Source organism: Arsenicicoccus sp. UBA7492 (assembly GCF_002479615.1).
GTDB lineage: Bacteria > Actinomycetota > Actinomycetes > Actinomycetales > Dermatophilaceae > Arsenicicoccus > Arsenicicoccus bolidensis.
The window spans coordinates 51,638-67,001 of the sequence record NZ_DLOE01000036.1 but is presented as its reverse complement, the minus strand read 5'-3'; the positions used below and the strand labels follow the sequence as shown (position 1 = coordinate 67,001).

General features: G+C 72.6%; 13 protein-coding genes and 2 pseudogenes. 6 read left to right on the top strand and 9 right to left on the bottom strand.

What is annotated here, in order from left to right:
- Positions 1 to 75: 75 nt before the first annotated feature.
- Positions 76 to 836, bottom strand: a pseudogene (locus tag B4E97_RS10200) (3-hydroxybutyrate dehydrogenase).
- Between the two features lie 215 nt (positions 837 to 1,051).
- Positions 1,052 to 2,347 (bottom strand): GntP family permease, encoded by a 1,296-nt coding sequence (locus B4E97_RS10195; protein ID WP_286959757.1) that lies wholly within the window; start codon positions 2,345 to 2,347, stop codon positions 1,052 to 1,054.
- A gap of 195 nt (positions 2,348 to 2,542) precedes the next feature.
- Between B4E97_RS10195 and B4E97_RS10190 the strand changes: the two genes are divergently transcribed.
- Both B4E97_RS10190 and B4E97_RS10185 read left to right on the top strand, forming a co-directional pair.
- Positions 2,543 to 2,944 carry a membrane protein gene (locus tag B4E97_RS10190; protein WP_029211111.1) on the top strand — a complete coding sequence of 134 codons (402 nt, stop codon included), beginning with the start codon at positions 2,543 to 2,545 and terminating at the stop codon, positions 2,942 to 2,944.
- Positions 2,945 to 3,168: 224 nt separating this feature from the next.
- Complete coding sequence (locus tag B4E97_RS10185; RefSeq protein ID WP_286958495.1) at positions 3,169 to 5,016, top strand: choline/carnitine O-acyltransferase; 1,848 nt, start codon at positions 3,169 to 3,171, stop codon at positions 5,014 to 5,016.
- Between the two features lie 17 nt (positions 5,017 to 5,033).
- Here the strand turns inward: B4E97_RS10185 and B4E97_RS10180 are convergent, their stop codons facing one another.
- The 5 genes from B4E97_RS10180 to B4E97_RS10160 form a co-directional block, all read right to left on the bottom strand.
- Positions 5,034 to 6,878, bottom strand: a complete 1,845-nt coding sequence (locus tag B4E97_RS10180) for an ABC transporter ATP-binding protein (RefSeq protein ID WP_286959756.1) — start codon at positions 6,876 to 6,878, stop codon at positions 5,034 to 5,036.
- Positions 6,878 to 7,768, bottom strand: coding sequence for an ABC transporter permease (locus B4E97_RS10175; RefSeq protein ID WP_286959754.1), 891 nt, complete (start codon positions 7,766 to 7,768; stop codon positions 6,878 to 6,880). The genes B4E97_RS10180 and B4E97_RS10175 overlap by 1 nt, the downstream gene beginning before the upstream one ends.
- Positions 7,765 to 8,823 carry an ABC transporter permease gene (locus B4E97_RS10170; protein ID WP_286959753.1) on the bottom strand — a complete coding sequence of 353 codons (1,059 nt, stop codon included), beginning with the start codon at positions 8,821 to 8,823 and terminating at the stop codon, positions 7,765 to 7,767. Before B4E97_RS10170 ends, B4E97_RS10175 begins: the two co-directional genes overlap by 4 nt.
- The gene (locus B4E97_RS10165) at positions 8,823 to 10,358 is read right to left on the bottom strand and encodes an ABC transporter substrate-binding protein (protein ID WP_286959752.1); all 1,536 of its coding nucleotides are present in this window, start codon (positions 10,356 to 10,358) and stop codon (positions 8,823 to 8,825) included. Before B4E97_RS10165 ends, B4E97_RS10170 begins: the two co-directional genes overlap by 1 nt.
- A 120-nt stretch (positions 10,359 to 10,478) precedes the next feature.
- Positions 10,479 to 11,360 (bottom strand): peptidylprolyl isomerase, encoded by an 882-nt coding sequence (locus B4E97_RS10160; RefSeq protein ID WP_286959751.1) that lies wholly within the window; start codon positions 11,358 to 11,360, stop codon positions 10,479 to 10,481.
- A gap of 333 nt (positions 11,361 to 11,693) precedes the next feature.
- Between B4E97_RS10160 and B4E97_RS10155 the strand changes: the two genes are divergently transcribed.
- From B4E97_RS10155 to B4E97_RS10140, 4 genes and pseudogenes are all read left to right on the top strand, one after another.
- Complete coding sequence (locus tag B4E97_RS10155) at positions 11,694 to 11,867, top strand: hypothetical protein (RefSeq protein WP_156911228.1); 174 nt, start codon at positions 11,694 to 11,696, stop codon at positions 11,865 to 11,867.
- A 15-nt stretch (positions 11,868 to 11,882) separates the two neighbouring features.
- Positions 11,883 to 12,134, top strand: a pseudogene (locus B4E97_RS10150) (DUF6069 family protein); the annotation flags it as partial.
- Between the two features lie 22 nt (positions 12,135 to 12,156).
- Positions 12,157 to 13,242, top strand: coding sequence for a sensor histidine kinase (locus B4E97_RS10145; protein ID WP_286959750.1), 1,086 nt, complete (start codon positions 12,157 to 12,159; stop codon positions 13,240 to 13,242).
- On the top strand, positions 13,239 to 13,844 hold the full coding sequence (locus B4E97_RS10140; protein ID WP_286958534.1) for a response regulator transcription factor: 606 nt from the start codon (positions 13,239 to 13,241) through the stop codon (positions 13,842 to 13,844). Before B4E97_RS10145 ends, B4E97_RS10140 begins: the two co-directional genes overlap by 4 nt.
- A 149-nt stretch (positions 13,845 to 13,993) precedes the next feature.
- On the opposite strand, the gene B4E97_RS10135 is transcribed toward B4E97_RS10140, so the two are convergent.
- Positions 13,994 to 14,578: a DUF664 domain-containing protein gene (locus tag B4E97_RS10135; RefSeq protein ID WP_286959749.1), complete on the bottom strand. Its 585-nt coding sequence runs from the start codon at positions 14,576 to 14,578 to the stop codon at positions 13,994 to 13,996.
- Complete coding sequence (locus B4E97_RS10130) at positions 14,575 to 15,222, bottom strand: GNAT family N-acetyltransferase (protein ID WP_019286788.1); 648 nt, start codon at positions 15,220 to 15,222, stop codon at positions 14,575 to 14,577. The genes B4E97_RS10135 and B4E97_RS10130 overlap by 4 nt, the downstream gene beginning before the upstream one ends.
- Positions 15,223 to 15,364 lie beyond the last annotated feature (142 nt).

Sequence of the window (15,364 nt, the reverse complement as noted above, 5' to 3'; positions counted from 1 at the left end):
CCAAGGTTGTGAGGGGTCAGGGGCGTTCTCCTGGCGGAGGCGATCGTCTCCCCGCCCGCGGAGCCTCGGCCGGGGTCAGTGGGCGGTCCAGCCCCCGTCCAGGGCGTATGACGACCCGCTCATCGAGGCAGCGGACGGACCCGTCAAGAAGGTGACGAGGTCCGCGACCTCCGCCGGCTCGACCAGGCGCTTGACGGCGACCGGTGTCAGCATGATCTGCTCGACGACCTGGTCCTCCGGGATGCCGTGGGTCCGGGCCTGGTCGGCGATCTGCTTCTCCACCAACGGGGTCCGCACGTAGGCCGGGTTGACCGTCACGCTCGTCACGCCGTGCGCGGCGCCCTCCAGGGCCACCGTCTTGCTGAGGCCCTCCATGCCGTGCTTGGCCGTGACGTACGCCGACTTGAAGGCGCTCGCCCGCAGCCCGTGGACGCTCGACACGTTGACGACCCGGCCCCAGCCGCGGGAGTACATGTGGGGCAGGGACTGGCGGACGAGGTAGAACGGCGCGTGCAGCATGAGCCGCATGATCAGCTCGAACCGCTCGAGCGGGAACTCCTCGATCGGCGAGACGTGCTGGATGCCGGCGTTGTGGACCAGGATGTCGACGTCGTGGGGCAGGGCGGCGAGGCCGTCGAGGTCGGACAGGTCGCAGGGCACGGCCTCGACCCCCTGGACCCGCGCGGCGAGCGCCGCCAGCCCGTCGGCGTCGCGGTCCACGGCGAGGACGTGCGCCCCGCTCGCAGCGAGGCTCTCGCAACAGGCGGCGCCGATGCCGCTGGGGCGGCTCCGGTGACGAGGGCGCCGCGGCCGGTGTGGTCGATGGTCGGGCTCATCAGGTTCTCCCTGGGTCGGATCGGGCGGTGCGAGATCGGGTCGGGCGAGGTCGGGTCGGGTGGTGGGAGGCCGGATCGGGCGGGAGGAGCGGCATACGGCCGGGTGCGGCGCGGTCAGACCAGGCCGGTGGCGTAGAAGACGCCGATGACGACGAAGACGGCGACGGTCTTGATGATGGTCATGACGAAGATGTCCTTGTAGGACTCGCGGTGGGTCAGGCCGGTGACGGCGAGCAGCGTGATGACGGCGCCGTTGTGGGAAGCGTGTCCATGCCGCCGCTCGCCATCGAGGCCACGCGGTGCAGCACCTCCATGGGGATCCCGGAGGCCTGCGCGTTGGCGATGAACTGGTCGGCCATGGCGCCGAGCGCGATGCTCATCCCGCCCGACGCGGCCCCGGTGATGCCGGCGAGCGCGGTCACCGAGATCGCCTCGTTGACCAGGGGGTTCGGGATCGCCTTGAGGCCCTCGGCCACCGTGAGGAAGCCGGCGAGGGAGGCGATGACGGCACCGAAGCCGTACTCGGAGGCGGTGTTCATGGTGGCCAGCAGGGACCCGCTGATGTCGGGCTTGGCGCTCTCGGCGAAGGACGTGACCACGGGCCGCCACGCGAGGACGAAGACGCTGAGGATCCCGACGAGCAGTGCCCCCTCGACGGCCCAGATGGCGGTGCTGGCGGCGACGGGGACGCTGACGGGCTTGGCCGCCCCGACCACCGCCGGGTTGAACGACACGGACTCGCCGTAGAACCCGGGGATGACCGTGGTGAGGACCTTGTTGACGACGCCGACCAGGACCAGCGGGACGATGGCCAGCAGAGCGTGCGGCAGCGTGCCGCCCTCGTATGCCGTGGGCTCGTTGCTGTGCTGCTTGCCGTAGCCCTCGCCGCGTGCTGCGGCGCGCCGGCGCTGCCACTCGAGGTACGCCATGCCGATCGCCAGCACGAACGCGGCCCCGACGAGGCCGAGCACCGGGGCGGCATACGCGTCGGTCTTGAAGAAGGTGGTGGGGATGATGTTCTGGATCTGCGGCGTGCCCGGCAGGGCGTCCATGGTGAAGGTGAACGCGCCGAGCGCGATGGTGGCGGGGATGAGCCGCTTGGGGATGTCGCTCTGGCGGAACATCTCTGCGGCGAAGGGATAGACGGCGAAGACGACGACGAACAGCGAGACGCCGCCATAGGTCAGGATCGCCCCGACCAGGACGATCGAGAGCATGGCCCGCTTGGGCCCGACGATCCGCATGACCGACGTGACGATGGCCTGGGCGAATCCCGAGGTCTCCATGAGCTTGCCGAAGATCGCTCCGAGCAGGAAGACGGGGAAGTAGTTCTTGATGAAGCCGACCATCTTGTCCATGAAGAGGCCGGTGAAGACGGGCGCCACGAGCTGCGGGTCGGTCACCAGCACCGCCGCCATGGCCGCGATGGGGGCGAAGAGGATCACGCTGTGGCCGCGGTAGGCCATGTACATGAGGAAGGCCAGGGCGGCCAGGACGATGATGAGGCTCACGCGTGCTCCGTTGCATAGGGGCGGCGTCACTGCCGCCGAAGGGCTTGTGCCGCGCCCTAGTTGGTCGACGGTGACACACTGTGACCGGGTCCACGCCCGCAGCGGGAACAACGGGGCGTGACTTTTCGTTGACGCTTCAACGAGTACGGTTCGACCCGTGACCCATCTGACCCCGCAGACCCCAGGAGACAACGCATGAGCATCGCCGCAGCCCCCGCCCGCATCGCCACCGGCCTCTTCCTGATCAACTCCGGCCTCGGCAAGCGCAACCTGCCCGAGGAGGCCGCCCAGGGCCTGCGCGACATGGGCGCCGTGGGCGTCCCGCAGCTCAAGGACGTGCCGGCCAAGCAGTTCGGTCAGGCGCTGGCCTACGGCGAGATCGCGCTCGGCGCGGCCCTGCTGCTCCCCGTCGTCCCGGGCTGGCTCGCCGGTGCGGGCCTCGGTGCGTTCAGCGCCGGCCTGCTCAACATGTACCGCCAGACCCCCGGCATGACGATCGACGGCATCCGCCCCACCCAGGAGGGCACGGGCGTGGCCAAGGACGTCTTCATGCTCGGCATCGCCGGCTCCCTGGTCGTCGACTCGATCGCCAACTGACCTGGTCCCTCGCGCCTCGCGCCCGTCGACCTGACGGCCCCCTCCACCCGGTGTGGAGGGGGCCGTCGTTCGTCCGCTGCGACAGAGTGGTCGCAGATCCGACGTCTGGGGCGCCCTGGTGTCGGGTCTGTGACCACTCTGTCGTCCGGCAGCATCGCTCCAGGGCCGTATGACGCCGCCGCCCCGCGTCTGACGGTGGCTAGGCTGACGCGCAAGGAGGGTCCATGACCGCTGCGAGCACGCCCACCCCCACGACCTCGAAGACACTGCCGGTGCCCCCGCTGCGCCAGACGCTCGACCGCTATCTCGAGACGGTGGCCGTGCTGCTGTCGCCGGAGGAGCTCGAGGTCACGCGTGGTGCGGTCGAGGCCTTCGCGTCCGGCGACGGGCCGGCCTGCCAGTCCGCCCTCGAGGCCTTCGCGGCCGAGGAGGACGCGCTCGGGCGGAGCTGGCTGTGGGAGGCCTGGCTCGAGGCCTACCACGTGACGCGGGTGGCGCTGCCGCTGTCGAGCAACGTGGGCTTCGAGCTGGCCATGCCGACGACCGGGAGCGGTCTGGACCGCGCGGCCGAGCTGGTGCACCGGATGGCCGCGGCCTACCTCGCGCACCTGCGCGGGGACGCGGGCGCCGACGTCAGCCCGCGCGGCGAGCCGTTGTGCCAGCAGCAGTGGGACCACGTCGAGGGCGGCCTCCGCGACCCGAGGCAGGGCCTGGACGTCTTCCTGCCCGGCCGCCAGGACGCCGCCGACCGCGAGGTCGTGGCCCTGTGGCGCGGGCGCGCGGTGGCGGTGGGCGTGAGCGACACCTCCGGAGAACCGTTGTCGGTCACGGCGATCCGCGCCGGGCTCGACGAGGTCGTGGCGCTGCCGGAGGCCGAGGGGCCAGGGTTCACCGCTGCGGGCTACCTCGCGGGTGACGACGCCGCCGCGATGCTGGCCGAGCTGCAGCAGGACGGCGACAACGCCCACACCTACTCGCGGCTGCGGGAGGCGTTGTTCCTCATCGCCCTCACCGACTCCTCCGCCGAGGCCTCCGAGGTCACCGGGTCCACCGAGGTCACCGCGGTCACCAAGGCCTCCAAGGCCTCCAAGGTCACTGAAGCCACCGAAGCCGCAGCGCCGGAGGACGGAGCGGACACGGCGGACCACCTGCGGCAGGTGGCGTTCGCACCCGGTCTGGCCTGGCCGTTCAAGCCGGTCACGCTGCAGGTCGACCTGGCCGACGACTTCACGGGCCTGCACCTCGAGCACAGCACCCTCGACGGGTCCACCCTCGTGGCGATCCTCGGCCGGGCCCAGGACGTGACCCTCGACCAGGGCGGCCCGCACGACGAGCCCGCGTCGACGGAGCCCCTCGCCTGGGCCCTCTCGGCCGACCAGCGCGCGGCCCTGGAGCAGGGCGTCGGCGACTACGCCCGCGAGGCGGACCGGCAGCGTGTGCGCATCCTGCGCGTGCCGGCCGGCCCGCTGCCCACCCTGCCGGTCAAGGTCTCGATGGACGCCTGCCTGCAGGCCGTCATGCTCTACGCCCAACTGCGGACCTACGGCCGGGTCCGCTCGACCTACGAGTCCGTGGACATGCGGGAGTACCAGGGCGGCCGCACCGAGTGCCTGCGCCCCAACACCAGGGCGGCCGTCGAGCTGGCGAGCGCCCTCGTCGACGGCACCGCCACCCCGGATCTCCTGCTGGCCCACCTGGACTCGCACCGCACGCAGGTCAAGCGGTGCAAGAGCGGTCAGGGGATCGACCGGCACCTCTTCGGCCTGCGGCTGATGGCGGATCGCCACGGGTATGCCGTGCCGCTGCACGACGACCCGGCATACGGCCGGCTCACCACCGACTTCCTGTCGACGACGTCGCTGGGCGACCCCTCGCGCATCGTGCGGGCGGCCTTCGCGGCGACGAGCGAGGGCGGCATCGGCATCTACTACGTGCCGCTGCCCGACCAAGGAGTCGTGGAGTTCACGCTGAGCTGGACCGACGGTGTCGCGGAGCACGTCGGCGAGCTGGAGCAGGCCCTGGCCGATGGGGTCGCGGCCCTGTGGAGCCTCCTCGAGGACGCCGCCGGCTGACGGCCGGGGCGGTCGGCTCAGTCGAACGCGTTGGCCAGCTGCGGGGTGTGGGCCAGCAGCTCGCGCGTGTAGTCCTCCTGCGGGTGGTCGAGCACCTGCGCCGTGAGCCCCTGCTCGACGACCCGGCCGTCGCTGAGCACGACGATGCGGTCGGCGATCGAGCGCACGAGGGCGAGGTCGTGCGTCACGAACAGCATGGAGATGCCGCGCTCGGCCTTGATCCGGTCGAGCAGCGCCGTGATCGAGCCCTGGATCGAGACGTCGAGGGCGGAGGTGATCTCATCGCACACCAGCACGTCCGGCTCGGCGGCGAGGGCTCGCGCGATCGCGACCCGCTGTCGCTCGCCGCCGGACAGCCGCCCCGCGCGCAGCCTCAGCAGGGAGGGATCGAGCTGGACCTGGTCGAGCAGCTCCGCCGAGCGCTCGCGGGCCGCCCGGCCACGAGCGATCCCGAAGAGCGCGAGCGGGCGGGTGAGGATCTGCTCGACCGTGCGGCGGGGGTTCAGCGACTGGTAGGGGTTCTGGAAGATGTACTGCACCCGCTTGCGCTGCTCCGGGGAGCGCCGCCGCGCCGACGCCACGAGCTGCTCGCCCTCGAGCTCGATCCGGCCGGTCCAGTCCTGGTGCAGGCCGGCGACGCACCGCGACGTGGTGGTCTTGCCGGAGCCGGACTCCCCGACCAGCGCGACGATCTCGCGGCGGGCCAGGTCGAAGCTGACGTCGTGGACGACCTGGGTGCGGCCATAGCTCACGTCCAGCCCCGCGACCTCGAGCACGATCTCGCGCTCCCGGTCGGGGACGGTGTCGCTGACCGCGCGGTCCTCGGGGTCCCACGGTGGCAGCTCGTCGACGCGGATGCAGCGCGCGACGTGGCTCTCGCCGCCCGTCCGCGAGACCTCGACGAGGGCGGGCTGGGTGGCCCGGCACGCCTCGACCGCGTGCTCGCACCGGTCGTTGAAGCGGCACTCGTCGGGCCGTCGCCCCGGTGCGGGAGCGAGGCCGGGGATGCCGCTGAGGGCATAGGGCTTGTGCAGGTGCGGTATGGCGCGCAGCAACGCCCGCGTGTAGGGGTGGGCCGGCTCGGCGAACACCGCACGCGTGGCGCCGACCTCGACGACCTGTCCGGCATACATCACCGCGACGCGGTCGGCGATGGTGGCGACCACCGACAGGTCGTGGGTGACGTAGAGCGCGGCGACGTCGAACCGGCGGCACAGCTCCCCGAGGGTGTCGAGGACCTTGCCCTGGGTCGTGACGTCGAGGCCCGTGGTGGGCTCGTCGAGGACGAGCACCGCCGGGCGCGGCAGGAAGACCATGGCCAGGGCCACCCGTTGCACCTGCCCGCCGGACAGCTGGTGGGGGTAGCGGCGCAGGAAGGCGTCGTCGGCGGGCAGCCCCACCTCGGGCAGGATCTCGCGGACGCGCTCGTCGCGCTCCTGCGGGGTCCCGATCGAGTGCAGGTCCAGCAGCTCGCGCAGCTGCTGCCCGATCCGGATGGCGGGGTTGAGCGCCGAGCTCGGGTCCTGGGGGACGTAGCCGACGTCGAGCCCGCGCACGGCCCGCACCTGCTGCCAGCTCATCGAGCGCAGGTCGTGCCCGGCGACGTCGATGCGGCCGCCGGTGATCTCGGCGCCGGTGCGGGCATAGCCCAGCAGCGCCGTGCCCGTGGTGGTCTTGCCCGAGCCGGACTCGCCGACCAGGCCGAGCACCTCGCCGGCGGACACGACGAGGTCGACGTCCTCGACCACGTCGAGCCCGCGTCCGGTGAGCCCGACGCGCAGGCCCTCGACCACGCAGACGGGGCCCTCGGGGGTGTCGGGGGTGGTGCTCGCCGCGTCTCTCGCGGGTCCGGTGCTGTCCATCACTCCCCCTTGGCGGCCCGGGCGCCCAGCGCGTCCGCGATGAGGTTGGTGCCGATGGTGAAGACCGCGATGATCAGCACCGGCGCGAGCACGCCCCAGGGCTGCACGAGCAGGCCGAGTCGGTTCTCGTTGGTCATCTGCCCCCAGTCGGCGGCGCCGGGGTCGGAGGCGAACCCGAGGAACCCGATGCCGGCGATGAGGCCGATGGAGTAGGTCAGGCGCAGCCCCGCCTCGGCGAGCAGCGGCACGGTGAGGTTGGGGCCGAGCTCGGTCGCCACGATCCGCCAGCGCTTCTCGCCGATGGCCTCCGCGGCCCCGACGAAGTCCTGGTGGACATAGGTCAGGGCGACGCCGCGCGCCACGCGCGCCACCCGGGGGAAGTGCGCGAGGCCGACGAACAGCACGATCACCCACCAGGCCGGCTGCTTGACGGCGGACAGCACGAGCAGCGCCACGAGGATCTGCGGGAACGCCAGGAGGACGTCGTTGGCCCGCATCAGCAGCTCGTCGGCCCAGCCACCCGCGTAGGCGGCGAGGACGCCATACACGACTCCCACCAGCACGCCCAGGACGGTCGCGAGGACCGAGGTGACCAGGATGGCGCGCCCGCCGTGCAGCACCCGGGACAGGACGTCCTGCCCGAGGTAGTCGGTGCCGAGGAAGGAGCCCTGGCGCGTGAACGGCCTTCCCACGATGTCGAACTCGCCGTGCGGGGCGATCCACGGGCCGCACACGCCGAGCAGCACGACGACCAGGGTCAGGATCGTCCCGATGACGACGCGGGGGTCGCGCGCCAGCCCGGCGAGACGCGACCGGGAGCGCGTGCCGGTGCCGGTCTGGCCGCCGGTGCTGGTGCTGCTGCTGCTGCTGCTGCTGCTGCTGCTGCTCATGCGACCATCCCCGTCCGGGCGCGCGGCGTCAGCAGGATCGACAGGGCGTCCGCCACGAGGTTGAGCAGGACGTAGGCCGCGGCGATGAGCATCGCGAGCGCCTGCACCATCGGGTAGTCGGAGTTGCGGACCGAGTCGACGAGGGTCGCGCCGATGCCGGGGAAGTTGAAGAGGTACTCGACCAGGACGACGCCGCCGACCAGCCAGGCCAGCTGCAGCGCGGTGACCTGGACGGTGGGGACCAGGGTGTTGGGCAGGGCGTGGCGGCGCAGCACGCGGTCCTCGGGGATGCCCTTGAGCCGGGCGAGCTCGACGTAGTCCGAGTCGAGGGTCTCGACGAGGTTGGAGCGCAGGATGCGGATCAGGTAGGGGACGACGGCGACGACGAGGGTGGCCACGGGCAGGACCAGCGACGCGGGACGCTCCCAGACCATCGCCCCGGCGGGCAGGACCGTGACGGCGGGCAGGACGTGGAAGACGCTGGTGGACAGCAGCGCCACGAGCAGGATGCCCGTCACGAACTCCGGCACGCCCGCGAGCGCGAGGGTGATGACCTGCAGGACGTTGTCGACGGCGCGGCCGCGGTGCCGCGCGGCCAGGACCGCGAGACCGAGCGAGAGCGGCACCATCACGAGGGCGACCACGAGGACGAGGAAGGCGCTGTTGGCGACCTTGTCGGCGAGGAGCTGGCCGACCGGTTGCTGGCTGGCGATGCTGGTGCCGAGGTCGCCGCGGAGCAGCCCGCCGAGCCAGGTGAGGTAGCGCTCGGGCAGCGACTGGTCCAGGTGCAGCGTCTCGCGGATCTGGGCGACGCGCTCGGGGCTGACGGCATAGTCCTTGCCAAGGATCGCGCGGACCGGGTCGCCGAGGGCGGTGGTCGCGAGGAAGACGATGACCGAGACGACCCAGAGGCTGGCGAGGGCGAGCAGGACCCGGCGGACGAGCCAGCGGGTCCAGGCCCGGACCGGCGAGCGGCGGCTCGAGGCGGCGGCGCTCTCGCTCGACGCGGACGGGGCGGTGTGCTCGGTGCGCGGGGTGTGCGGGGTGGCTCCCATCAGCTCCCCTTCAGCGTGATCGTGTTGAACCGGAATGCCGAGACGGGTTGCTCGCGAGCCGGCTGCAGGCCGGTGACCTGGTGGCTGTAGCCGTCGACCTGGTTGGCGAACGCCCAGATGATCAGGCCGCCCTCCTCGTGCTCGATCCGCTGCGCGTCCTGCACGAGCGTGCGGCGCCGCGCGGGGTCGGTGGTGCGGCGGGCCGAGGTGATCAGCTCGGTGAACTGCGGGTGGTTGAAGTGGGTCTCGTTGTAGGCCGAGGTCTTGAGCGCGCACGCGATCGCCTGCGGGAGGTAGAGGCGGGTCGACCAGAAGTCCTGGGCGAACACCCAGGACAGGTAGCGCTCGCCATAGAAGGCGCCGGCGTCGGCCTTGGTGACGCGCACCTGGACGCCCGCCTTGGCGGCCTGCTGGACGAAGAGGTTGGCGGACTCGACGCCGCCGGTGCCGACGGCGGTGGAGGTGACCAGCTCGACCTGCAGGTCCTCCTGGCCGGCGGCCTTGAGCAGGTGCCTGGCCTGGGCGATGTCCTGGTGCCGCTGCGGCAGCGCGCCGCCGAGGTAGTCCGGGTCGAACGGGCCGTAGAGGTCGTTGCCGGGCCGCCCGAAGCCGCTCAGCGCCTGGTCGATCATCTGCTGGCGGTCCACGATGAGGCGCATCGCCTGACGGACCCGGTTGTCGGAGAACGGCTTGGCGTCGACCCGCATCGTGAACGGCACCCAGCCGCCCGTCTCGGAGACGAGGGTGTGGGCGCCCTGCCGCTCGATCGCCCCCGCGAGGTAGGCCGGGAGGTTGTCGATGGTGTGGACCTGGCCGGCGAGCAGCGCCGAGACCTTGGCGGCGTCGTCGGTGAAGTCGATGATCACGAGCGAGTCGACGCTGGCCTTGCGGTCCCAGTAGCCGTCGTGGCGAAGGAATCTCGAGCGCTGCCCCGGCACGAAGGACTCGTAGCGGAAGGGGCCCGTGCCGATCGGACGGGCCAGGTCGAAGTCCTGGGGGACGATGCCCATCGTGTAGGCCGCGAGCAGCTGGTCCATGATCCCGTAGGGCTGCTTGAGGACGAGCTGGTAGGTGCGCGGGTCGACCGCCCGGCTCGCCGCGAAGTCGATGAGCGGGGCGACGTCGCTGAGCAGGGCGGTGGGGTTCTTGGGGTCGCCCATCCGCTCGAGCGAGGCCTTGACGTCCGTGGCGGTGAGGGGCCGCCCGTCGTGGAAGGTCACCCCCTCGCGCAGGTGGAAGGTCCAGCGGGTGGCGTCGGTGTTGTGCTCCACGCTCTCGGCCAGGCACGGCTCGATGCGGTAGTCCGGGGTGAACCGCAGCAGCGGCTCGAACAGGCTGCGCACCCGCGCGATGTCCGGCATCGTCACCGGGAAGTGCGGGTCGACGGTGTCCTTGAGCCCACCGCCGGTGGCGCCGTGGATCAGCTCGGAGGTGACCGAGTCGGGGGCGGGCGAGCACGCGGCGAGGGCGGCTCCCGCGGTCAGTCCCGCGCCGAGCCGAAGCACCTCCCTGCGACTGATCGCCTTGCCTGCCATAGCCGTTCCCTCTCCTCTGAGGTCCTGCCACAGTACCGAGGGGGACGCGCGGGCGTTCGGCGGGCGCAACGCTTGGCGGATCGGGCGCGGGGCCGCGGGAGATGCCCGACGTGCTCTCCCTCAGCGGGTGGCGCCGACCCCGGTGCGCTTCTCGCGCTCGATGACCGTGGTGAGCGCCGGGGCACCGTCCTGGGGCGTGCCCTCGGTGCCGGGGTCGATGCCGCCGGCGGCGATCCGGTCGAGGACCTGCATGCCCTCCTTGGTGACGTGGCCGAAGACGGTGTAGTCCGGTCGCAGCCGCGAGTCCTCGTAGACGAGGAAGAACTGGCTGCCGTTGGTGTCCGGGCCGCCGTTGGCCATGGCGAGGGTGCCGCGGGGATAGAGCTTGCGGCTGCCGTCGGGGAAGCCCGGCCAGTTGGTCAAAGCCTGGGCCGTGGTCAGCTCGTCCTTGAACGAGTAGCCGGGGTCGCCCCAGCCCGTCCCGAGCGGGTCACCGCACTGCAGGACCGACAGCGCCGCCGGGGGCGTGCGGTAGGCCGTGAGCCGGTGGCAGGTCGTGCCGTCGTAGAACTTCTGGCGGGTGAGGAACAGGAAGCTCTGCACGGTGCAGGGGGCTCCGGCCTTGTCGAGGACCAGGGGTATGTCGCCCCGGTTGGTCTGCAGGACGACGGCGGCCTTGCCGTGGGTCTGGGCCTTCTTGGGGTCGGGCGGCAGCCCCACCCACGTGGAGTAGGTGCGGTCCTCGAGCGGGGTGAAGCCGCACGCGCCGGTCGTGGGGCCTCCGGGCGGTGCGGGCCTGGCGGCTGCCGAGGCGGTCGCCGACGAGCCGGGGGCCGGCACGGCCGTGGCGCTCGGTGCCGCGGCGAGGGCGGTGGTCGCGGCCAGCGCCACGACGGCCGCTGCGGCACGCGTCGCTCGCGCAGGTCCGGTGGATCGCGTGGACCGGGCAGACCGGGTGGCGCTGTCAGGATGGATGAACCAGGCAGAACGGATGGACGTCATCGTCGGATCCCTTCGGGGGGTGGGGGTCACGGCTGGTCGAGCCGTGGCTCGTCAATCTAGACGCCGACCGCCCGCTCGGCAGGAGATGGGTGGGCCCTGGCAGATCGGTGGGCCCTGGCAGATCGGTGCAGGTCCGGTGTCAGATCTGACGTACGACCTGCACCGGTCCTGGCGGGCCCACGCGGGCGCCTCGCGCAGCAGGTCCGCCGTGCTCGGCAGGACATCTGTCCTGCCAGGCGTGCCCCCGCCGTCCCTGCCCCCGCCCGACCCCGGCTCCTAGCGTCGATGACATGGCCTCCGACGGCCACCACCCACGACCCGCAGGAGCACCCCATGACACGCACCGCTTCGCTCGCCACCCATCCCCTCCCGTCCCGCCGCACGAGCCGCGCGCCGTGGACGGCCGACCTCGCGGGGACGGGGGCCGCGGTCGTCTGCGCGCTCGTGACCTGGGCCTGCGCCGTCCCCCTGGTCGGTGTGGACCTGACCGTCCTGACCGGCGGGTAGACCCGGCAGGTCGGCCCGCTCGACGTCGTGGTGGCCGCCGCCGTCAGCGCGGCTGCCGGGTTCCTCACGCTGCGGCTGCTCGAGCGCCTCACCCGCACGCGCCGGGCCCTGCGGATCTGGCTGGTGACCGCCACGGTCGTGGCGCTGGTCTCGCTGCTGGGCACGACCGCCGGGGTCAGCCGCGATGCGACCATGACGCTGGTCTCGCTGCACTCGGTGGTGGCGGCGGTCGTCATCGCGGCCGGCTGGCGCTCCCGGACGTGCTGAGCACCGGCGTACGGTGAGTCTCATGCGGGTGCGCAGCACCGTCACCCAGCGGCACGCCGCCGTCCTGGTGTGGGTCCCCGTGCTCCTGGCGCAGCTCGTCGTGTCGCGACCGGCGGGGTCGGCGGCCTACCTCAGCCTCGCGCTGGGCCTCGTCGCGGCGGTCACCTGCGTCACGGCGGTGCTGCTCAGCTGGCCGACCCCCACGTGGCGCTCGACGCTCGCCCTCCTCGCGCTGGCCGTCGTCGTCCTCGGATCGACGCTGGCCTGGCCGGGGTGGGAGCCCGCGTGGCTGCTGGTGGCCATGACCGCCGGAGTAGCGCTGCGGGGTCGTCACGGGCTTGTCGCCATACCGGCCTGCGCGGTCGCCGCCGGGGTGACCATGTCCCAGGTCTCGGGGGTCGACGACGCGACGGTGCCGCAGGCGTTCGTCGTCGCCCTGGCCGGCACCACCGCCGCCGCGCTGAGCCGGCTCGTGGCCACGGCCGAGGCGCTGCGGCGCACCCGCGAGCAGCTGGCCGTCAGCGCGGTCGGCGCCGAGCGGGAGCGCGTCGCGCGAGACCTGCACGACGTCCTCGGCCACACCCTGTCGCTCATGGTCGTCAAGGCCGCGGCGGTCCGTCGGCTCGCCCCGACCGACCCGGCAGCGGCCGCGAGCCACGCCGAGGGCATCGAGCGCATCGGGCGGACGGCGATGAGCCAGGTCCGCGACACCATCCACGACGCCCAGGCGCCCACCCTGGAGGAGCAGCTCGGCGCTGCCCGCGACGCCCTGTCCGCGGCCGACGTGGTGACCAGCATCCGCATCGAGTCCCCACCGGTCGGCGTGGCCGACGAGCTGCTGGCCTGGACGCTGCGCGAGGGGGTCACCAATGTCCTGCGCCACGCCTGCGCCGACCACTGCTGGTTGACCCTCGCGCACGCCGGGGGCGCCCACCGGCTGACCGTCTGCGACGACGGCGTCGGGTCGCGTGGCCGTCCCCTTGGGCAGGGCGGGCTGGAGGGCCTGCGCGTGCGCCTGGAGTCCGCCGGCGGAGGTATGACGACCCGCGGCACCCCCGAGGGGTTCACCCTCACCGCCTGGGTCCCCGACGAGCAGGGGGAGGCATGATCCGTCTCCTGCTGGCCGAGGACCAGGCGATGATGCGCAGCGCGCTGGCCCTGCTCCTGAACCTCGAGGACGACATGGAGGTGGTCGCCGAGGTGGGTGACGCCGAGTCGCTCCTCGCGGTGGCGTCCCGGTCACGCCCGGACGTCGCGCTGATCGACATCGAGCTCCCCGGGCGCAGCGGGCTCGACGTCGCAGCCGAGCTGGTGACGGTGCTGCCGGGGTGCGCGATCGTGATCGTCACGACCTTCGCCCGCCCCGGCTACGTGCAGCGCGCGATGGCGGTGGGGGCGCGGGGCTTCGTCGCCAAGGACGGGCCGGTCGAGGCGCTGGTCGACGCCATCCGCCAGGTCGTCGCCGGAGCCACGGTCATCGACCCGGAGCTCGCCCGGCACGCGCTGCGCAGCGGCGCCAGCCCCCTCACCGAGCGCGAACGGGCCGTGCTGGTGGAGGCGGAGCACGGTGGCTCGACCTCCGACATCGCCGGCCGGCTGCACCTGTCGCGGAGCACGGTGCGCAACTACCTGTCCAGCGCGATCGGCAAGACGGCGACGCGCACCAGGACCGAAGCCGCGCGCGTGGCCCGCCGCAACGGCTGGCTCTGACCGGCTCGGGCGGACACGTGGAGATGGGTGGGCCCTGGCAGTTCGGTGGGCCCTGGCAGATGGGTGAGCCCTGGCAGATCGGTGCAGGTCCGGTGTCAGATCTGACGTACGACCTGCACCGATCCGCGCGGGCCCACGCGCACCGGCGGTCAGAGGGCGGGCCTCAGAGCGGGCCACGCCCAGTCGCCGGGCGGGTCCTCGCCGACGCGGCCGTCGATCGCCTCGCGCAGCAGATCGGCGTGGCCGGTGTGGCGGCCGTACTCCTCGACCAGGTCGCACACGAATCGCCGGATGCTGGGCCGCAGCCCGTCGGGCTGCAGGTGCGCGGGCTCGTCGAGACGCCCCTGCGCCACGATCTCGGCGAGCCGCGTGCGCGAGCGGGCGACGGCCTCGTCATACAGGGCGTAGATCTCCTCGGCCGTCTTCCCCTCCCCCACGGTGAACTGCCACACGTCCACGTCCACGTCCTCGCCCTGGGGCACCCGCGTCCTGGTGACGGGCCGCTCGCCGGCGATGGCCCAGCACAGGACATCGTCCTCCACGAGGGCGAGGTGCTTGAGCAGCCCGCCCATCGTGAGGGTCGAGGACGGTATGCCGGACCGGAGCTGGGCCAGGTCGAGGCCGTCCGCCTTCCAGCGGAACGTCGCGCGCAGGCGGTCCAGCATGCCGACGAGGTGCTCGGCCTCGTCGCCGGCGATCGGGGGCTCCCAGGGCGGGAGGTCGGTGGTGGTCATGGCGTCTCCTTCGGTGGGTGGACTCGCGCGGCCTGCGCGGATGGTGCGGGTATGCCGTGGACGGGGGTGGCAGGGGTCGCGTGGGCAGGGGCGACGGTGCGGCTGAGGATCCAGGCGTGCTTGCCGACCTGGCGCACGCGCTGGAAGTCGTGGTCCTCGTAGAGCTCGGCCGTGGCGCTGAACAGGAACCGTCCCTGGGCCTGCCGCCCCACGGTGGTCTCGCTGATCGCCTCCACGAGGCCACCTCCTGCGGCGGCGATGAGCTCGAGCGCGCCGCTGAGGGCGAGCCGGGCGATCCCCTGCCCGCGGTGGCGGCGGTCGACGTAGATGCAGGTGATGCGCCAGTCCGGCTCGGGCGGCGGGTCCTGGTCGTAGGCCCGCTTGTGCTTGATGCCGGCGAGCTCGTCGGGGTCGCCGTACTGCGCCCAGCCCTGCGCGAGCCCGTCCTCGTCGATCACGAGCGCGGCGTGCGCGCCGTCCGTCATGACGCGCTCGCGCTTGGCGGCGCGGTGGTCGATGCGCTGCCCGCACTCGGGGTGGAAGCCGATGCACCAGCAGCCGCCATACACCCCGTTGTTGCGCTCGACGAGCTCGGCGAACGGCTCCCAGGTGTCCGGTCCGAGAGGGACCACGCGATAGCTCATGGCCCCGACGCTAGGGCCCGTTGCGGACGATCCGCGTCCTGACGCTCATCCTCACGATGATCGGGGCGGGGGGCCGCAAGGGCCGCCAGGCGCGGCCGGCGAACTAGGCTCGAGGAACGTCATGGCGGACGAGCATCCGGCT

Bases quoted from the DNA above. Each gene is read 5' to 3' on its own strand.
- B4E97_RS10185 (WP_286958495.1), top strand. From the start codon at position 3,169: ATGACCGCTGCGAGCACGCCCACCCCCACGACCTCGAAGACACTGCCG.
- B4E97_RS10170 (WP_286959753.1), bottom strand. From the start codon at position 8,823: ATGGGAGCCACCCCGCACACCCCGCGCACCGAGCACACCGCCCCGTCC.
- B4E97_RS10135 (WP_286959749.1), bottom strand. From the start codon at position 14,578: ATGACCACCACCGACCTCCCGCCCTGGGAGCCCCCGATCGCCGGCGAC.
- B4E97_RS10190 (WP_029211111.1), top strand. From the start codon at position 2,543: ATGAGCATCGCCGCAGCCCCCGCCCGCATCGCCACCGGCCTCTTCCTG.
- B4E97_RS10165 (WP_286959752.1), bottom strand. From the start codon at position 10,358: ATGGCAGGCAAGGCGATCAGTCGCAGGGAGGTGCTTCGGCTCGGCGCG.
- B4E97_RS10140 (WP_286958534.1), top strand. From the start codon at position 13,239: ATGATCCGTCTCCTGCTGGCCGAGGACCAGGCGATGATGCGCAGCGCG.
- B4E97_RS10155 (WP_156911228.1), top strand. From the start codon at position 11,694: ATGACACGCACCGCTTCGCTCGCCACCCATCCCCTCCCGTCCCGCCGC.
- B4E97_RS10160 (WP_286959751.1), bottom strand. From the start codon at position 11,360: ATGACGTCCATCCGTTCTGCCTGGTTCATCCATCCTGACAGCGCCACC.
- B4E97_RS10130 (WP_019286788.1), bottom strand. From the start codon at position 15,222: ATGAGCTATCGCGTGGTCCCTCTCGGACCGGACACCTGGGAGCCGTTC.
- B4E97_RS10180 (WP_286959756.1), bottom strand. From the start codon at position 6,878: ATGGACAGCACCGGACCCGCGAGAGACGCGGCGAGCACCACCCCCGAC.
- B4E97_RS10175 (WP_286959754.1), bottom strand. From the start codon at position 7,768: ATGAGCAGCAGCAGCAGCAGCAGCAGCAGCAGCAGCACCAGCACCGGC.
- B4E97_RS10145 (WP_286959750.1), top strand. From the start codon at position 12,157: ATGCGGGTGCGCAGCACCGTCACCCAGCGGCACGCCGCCGTCCTGGTG.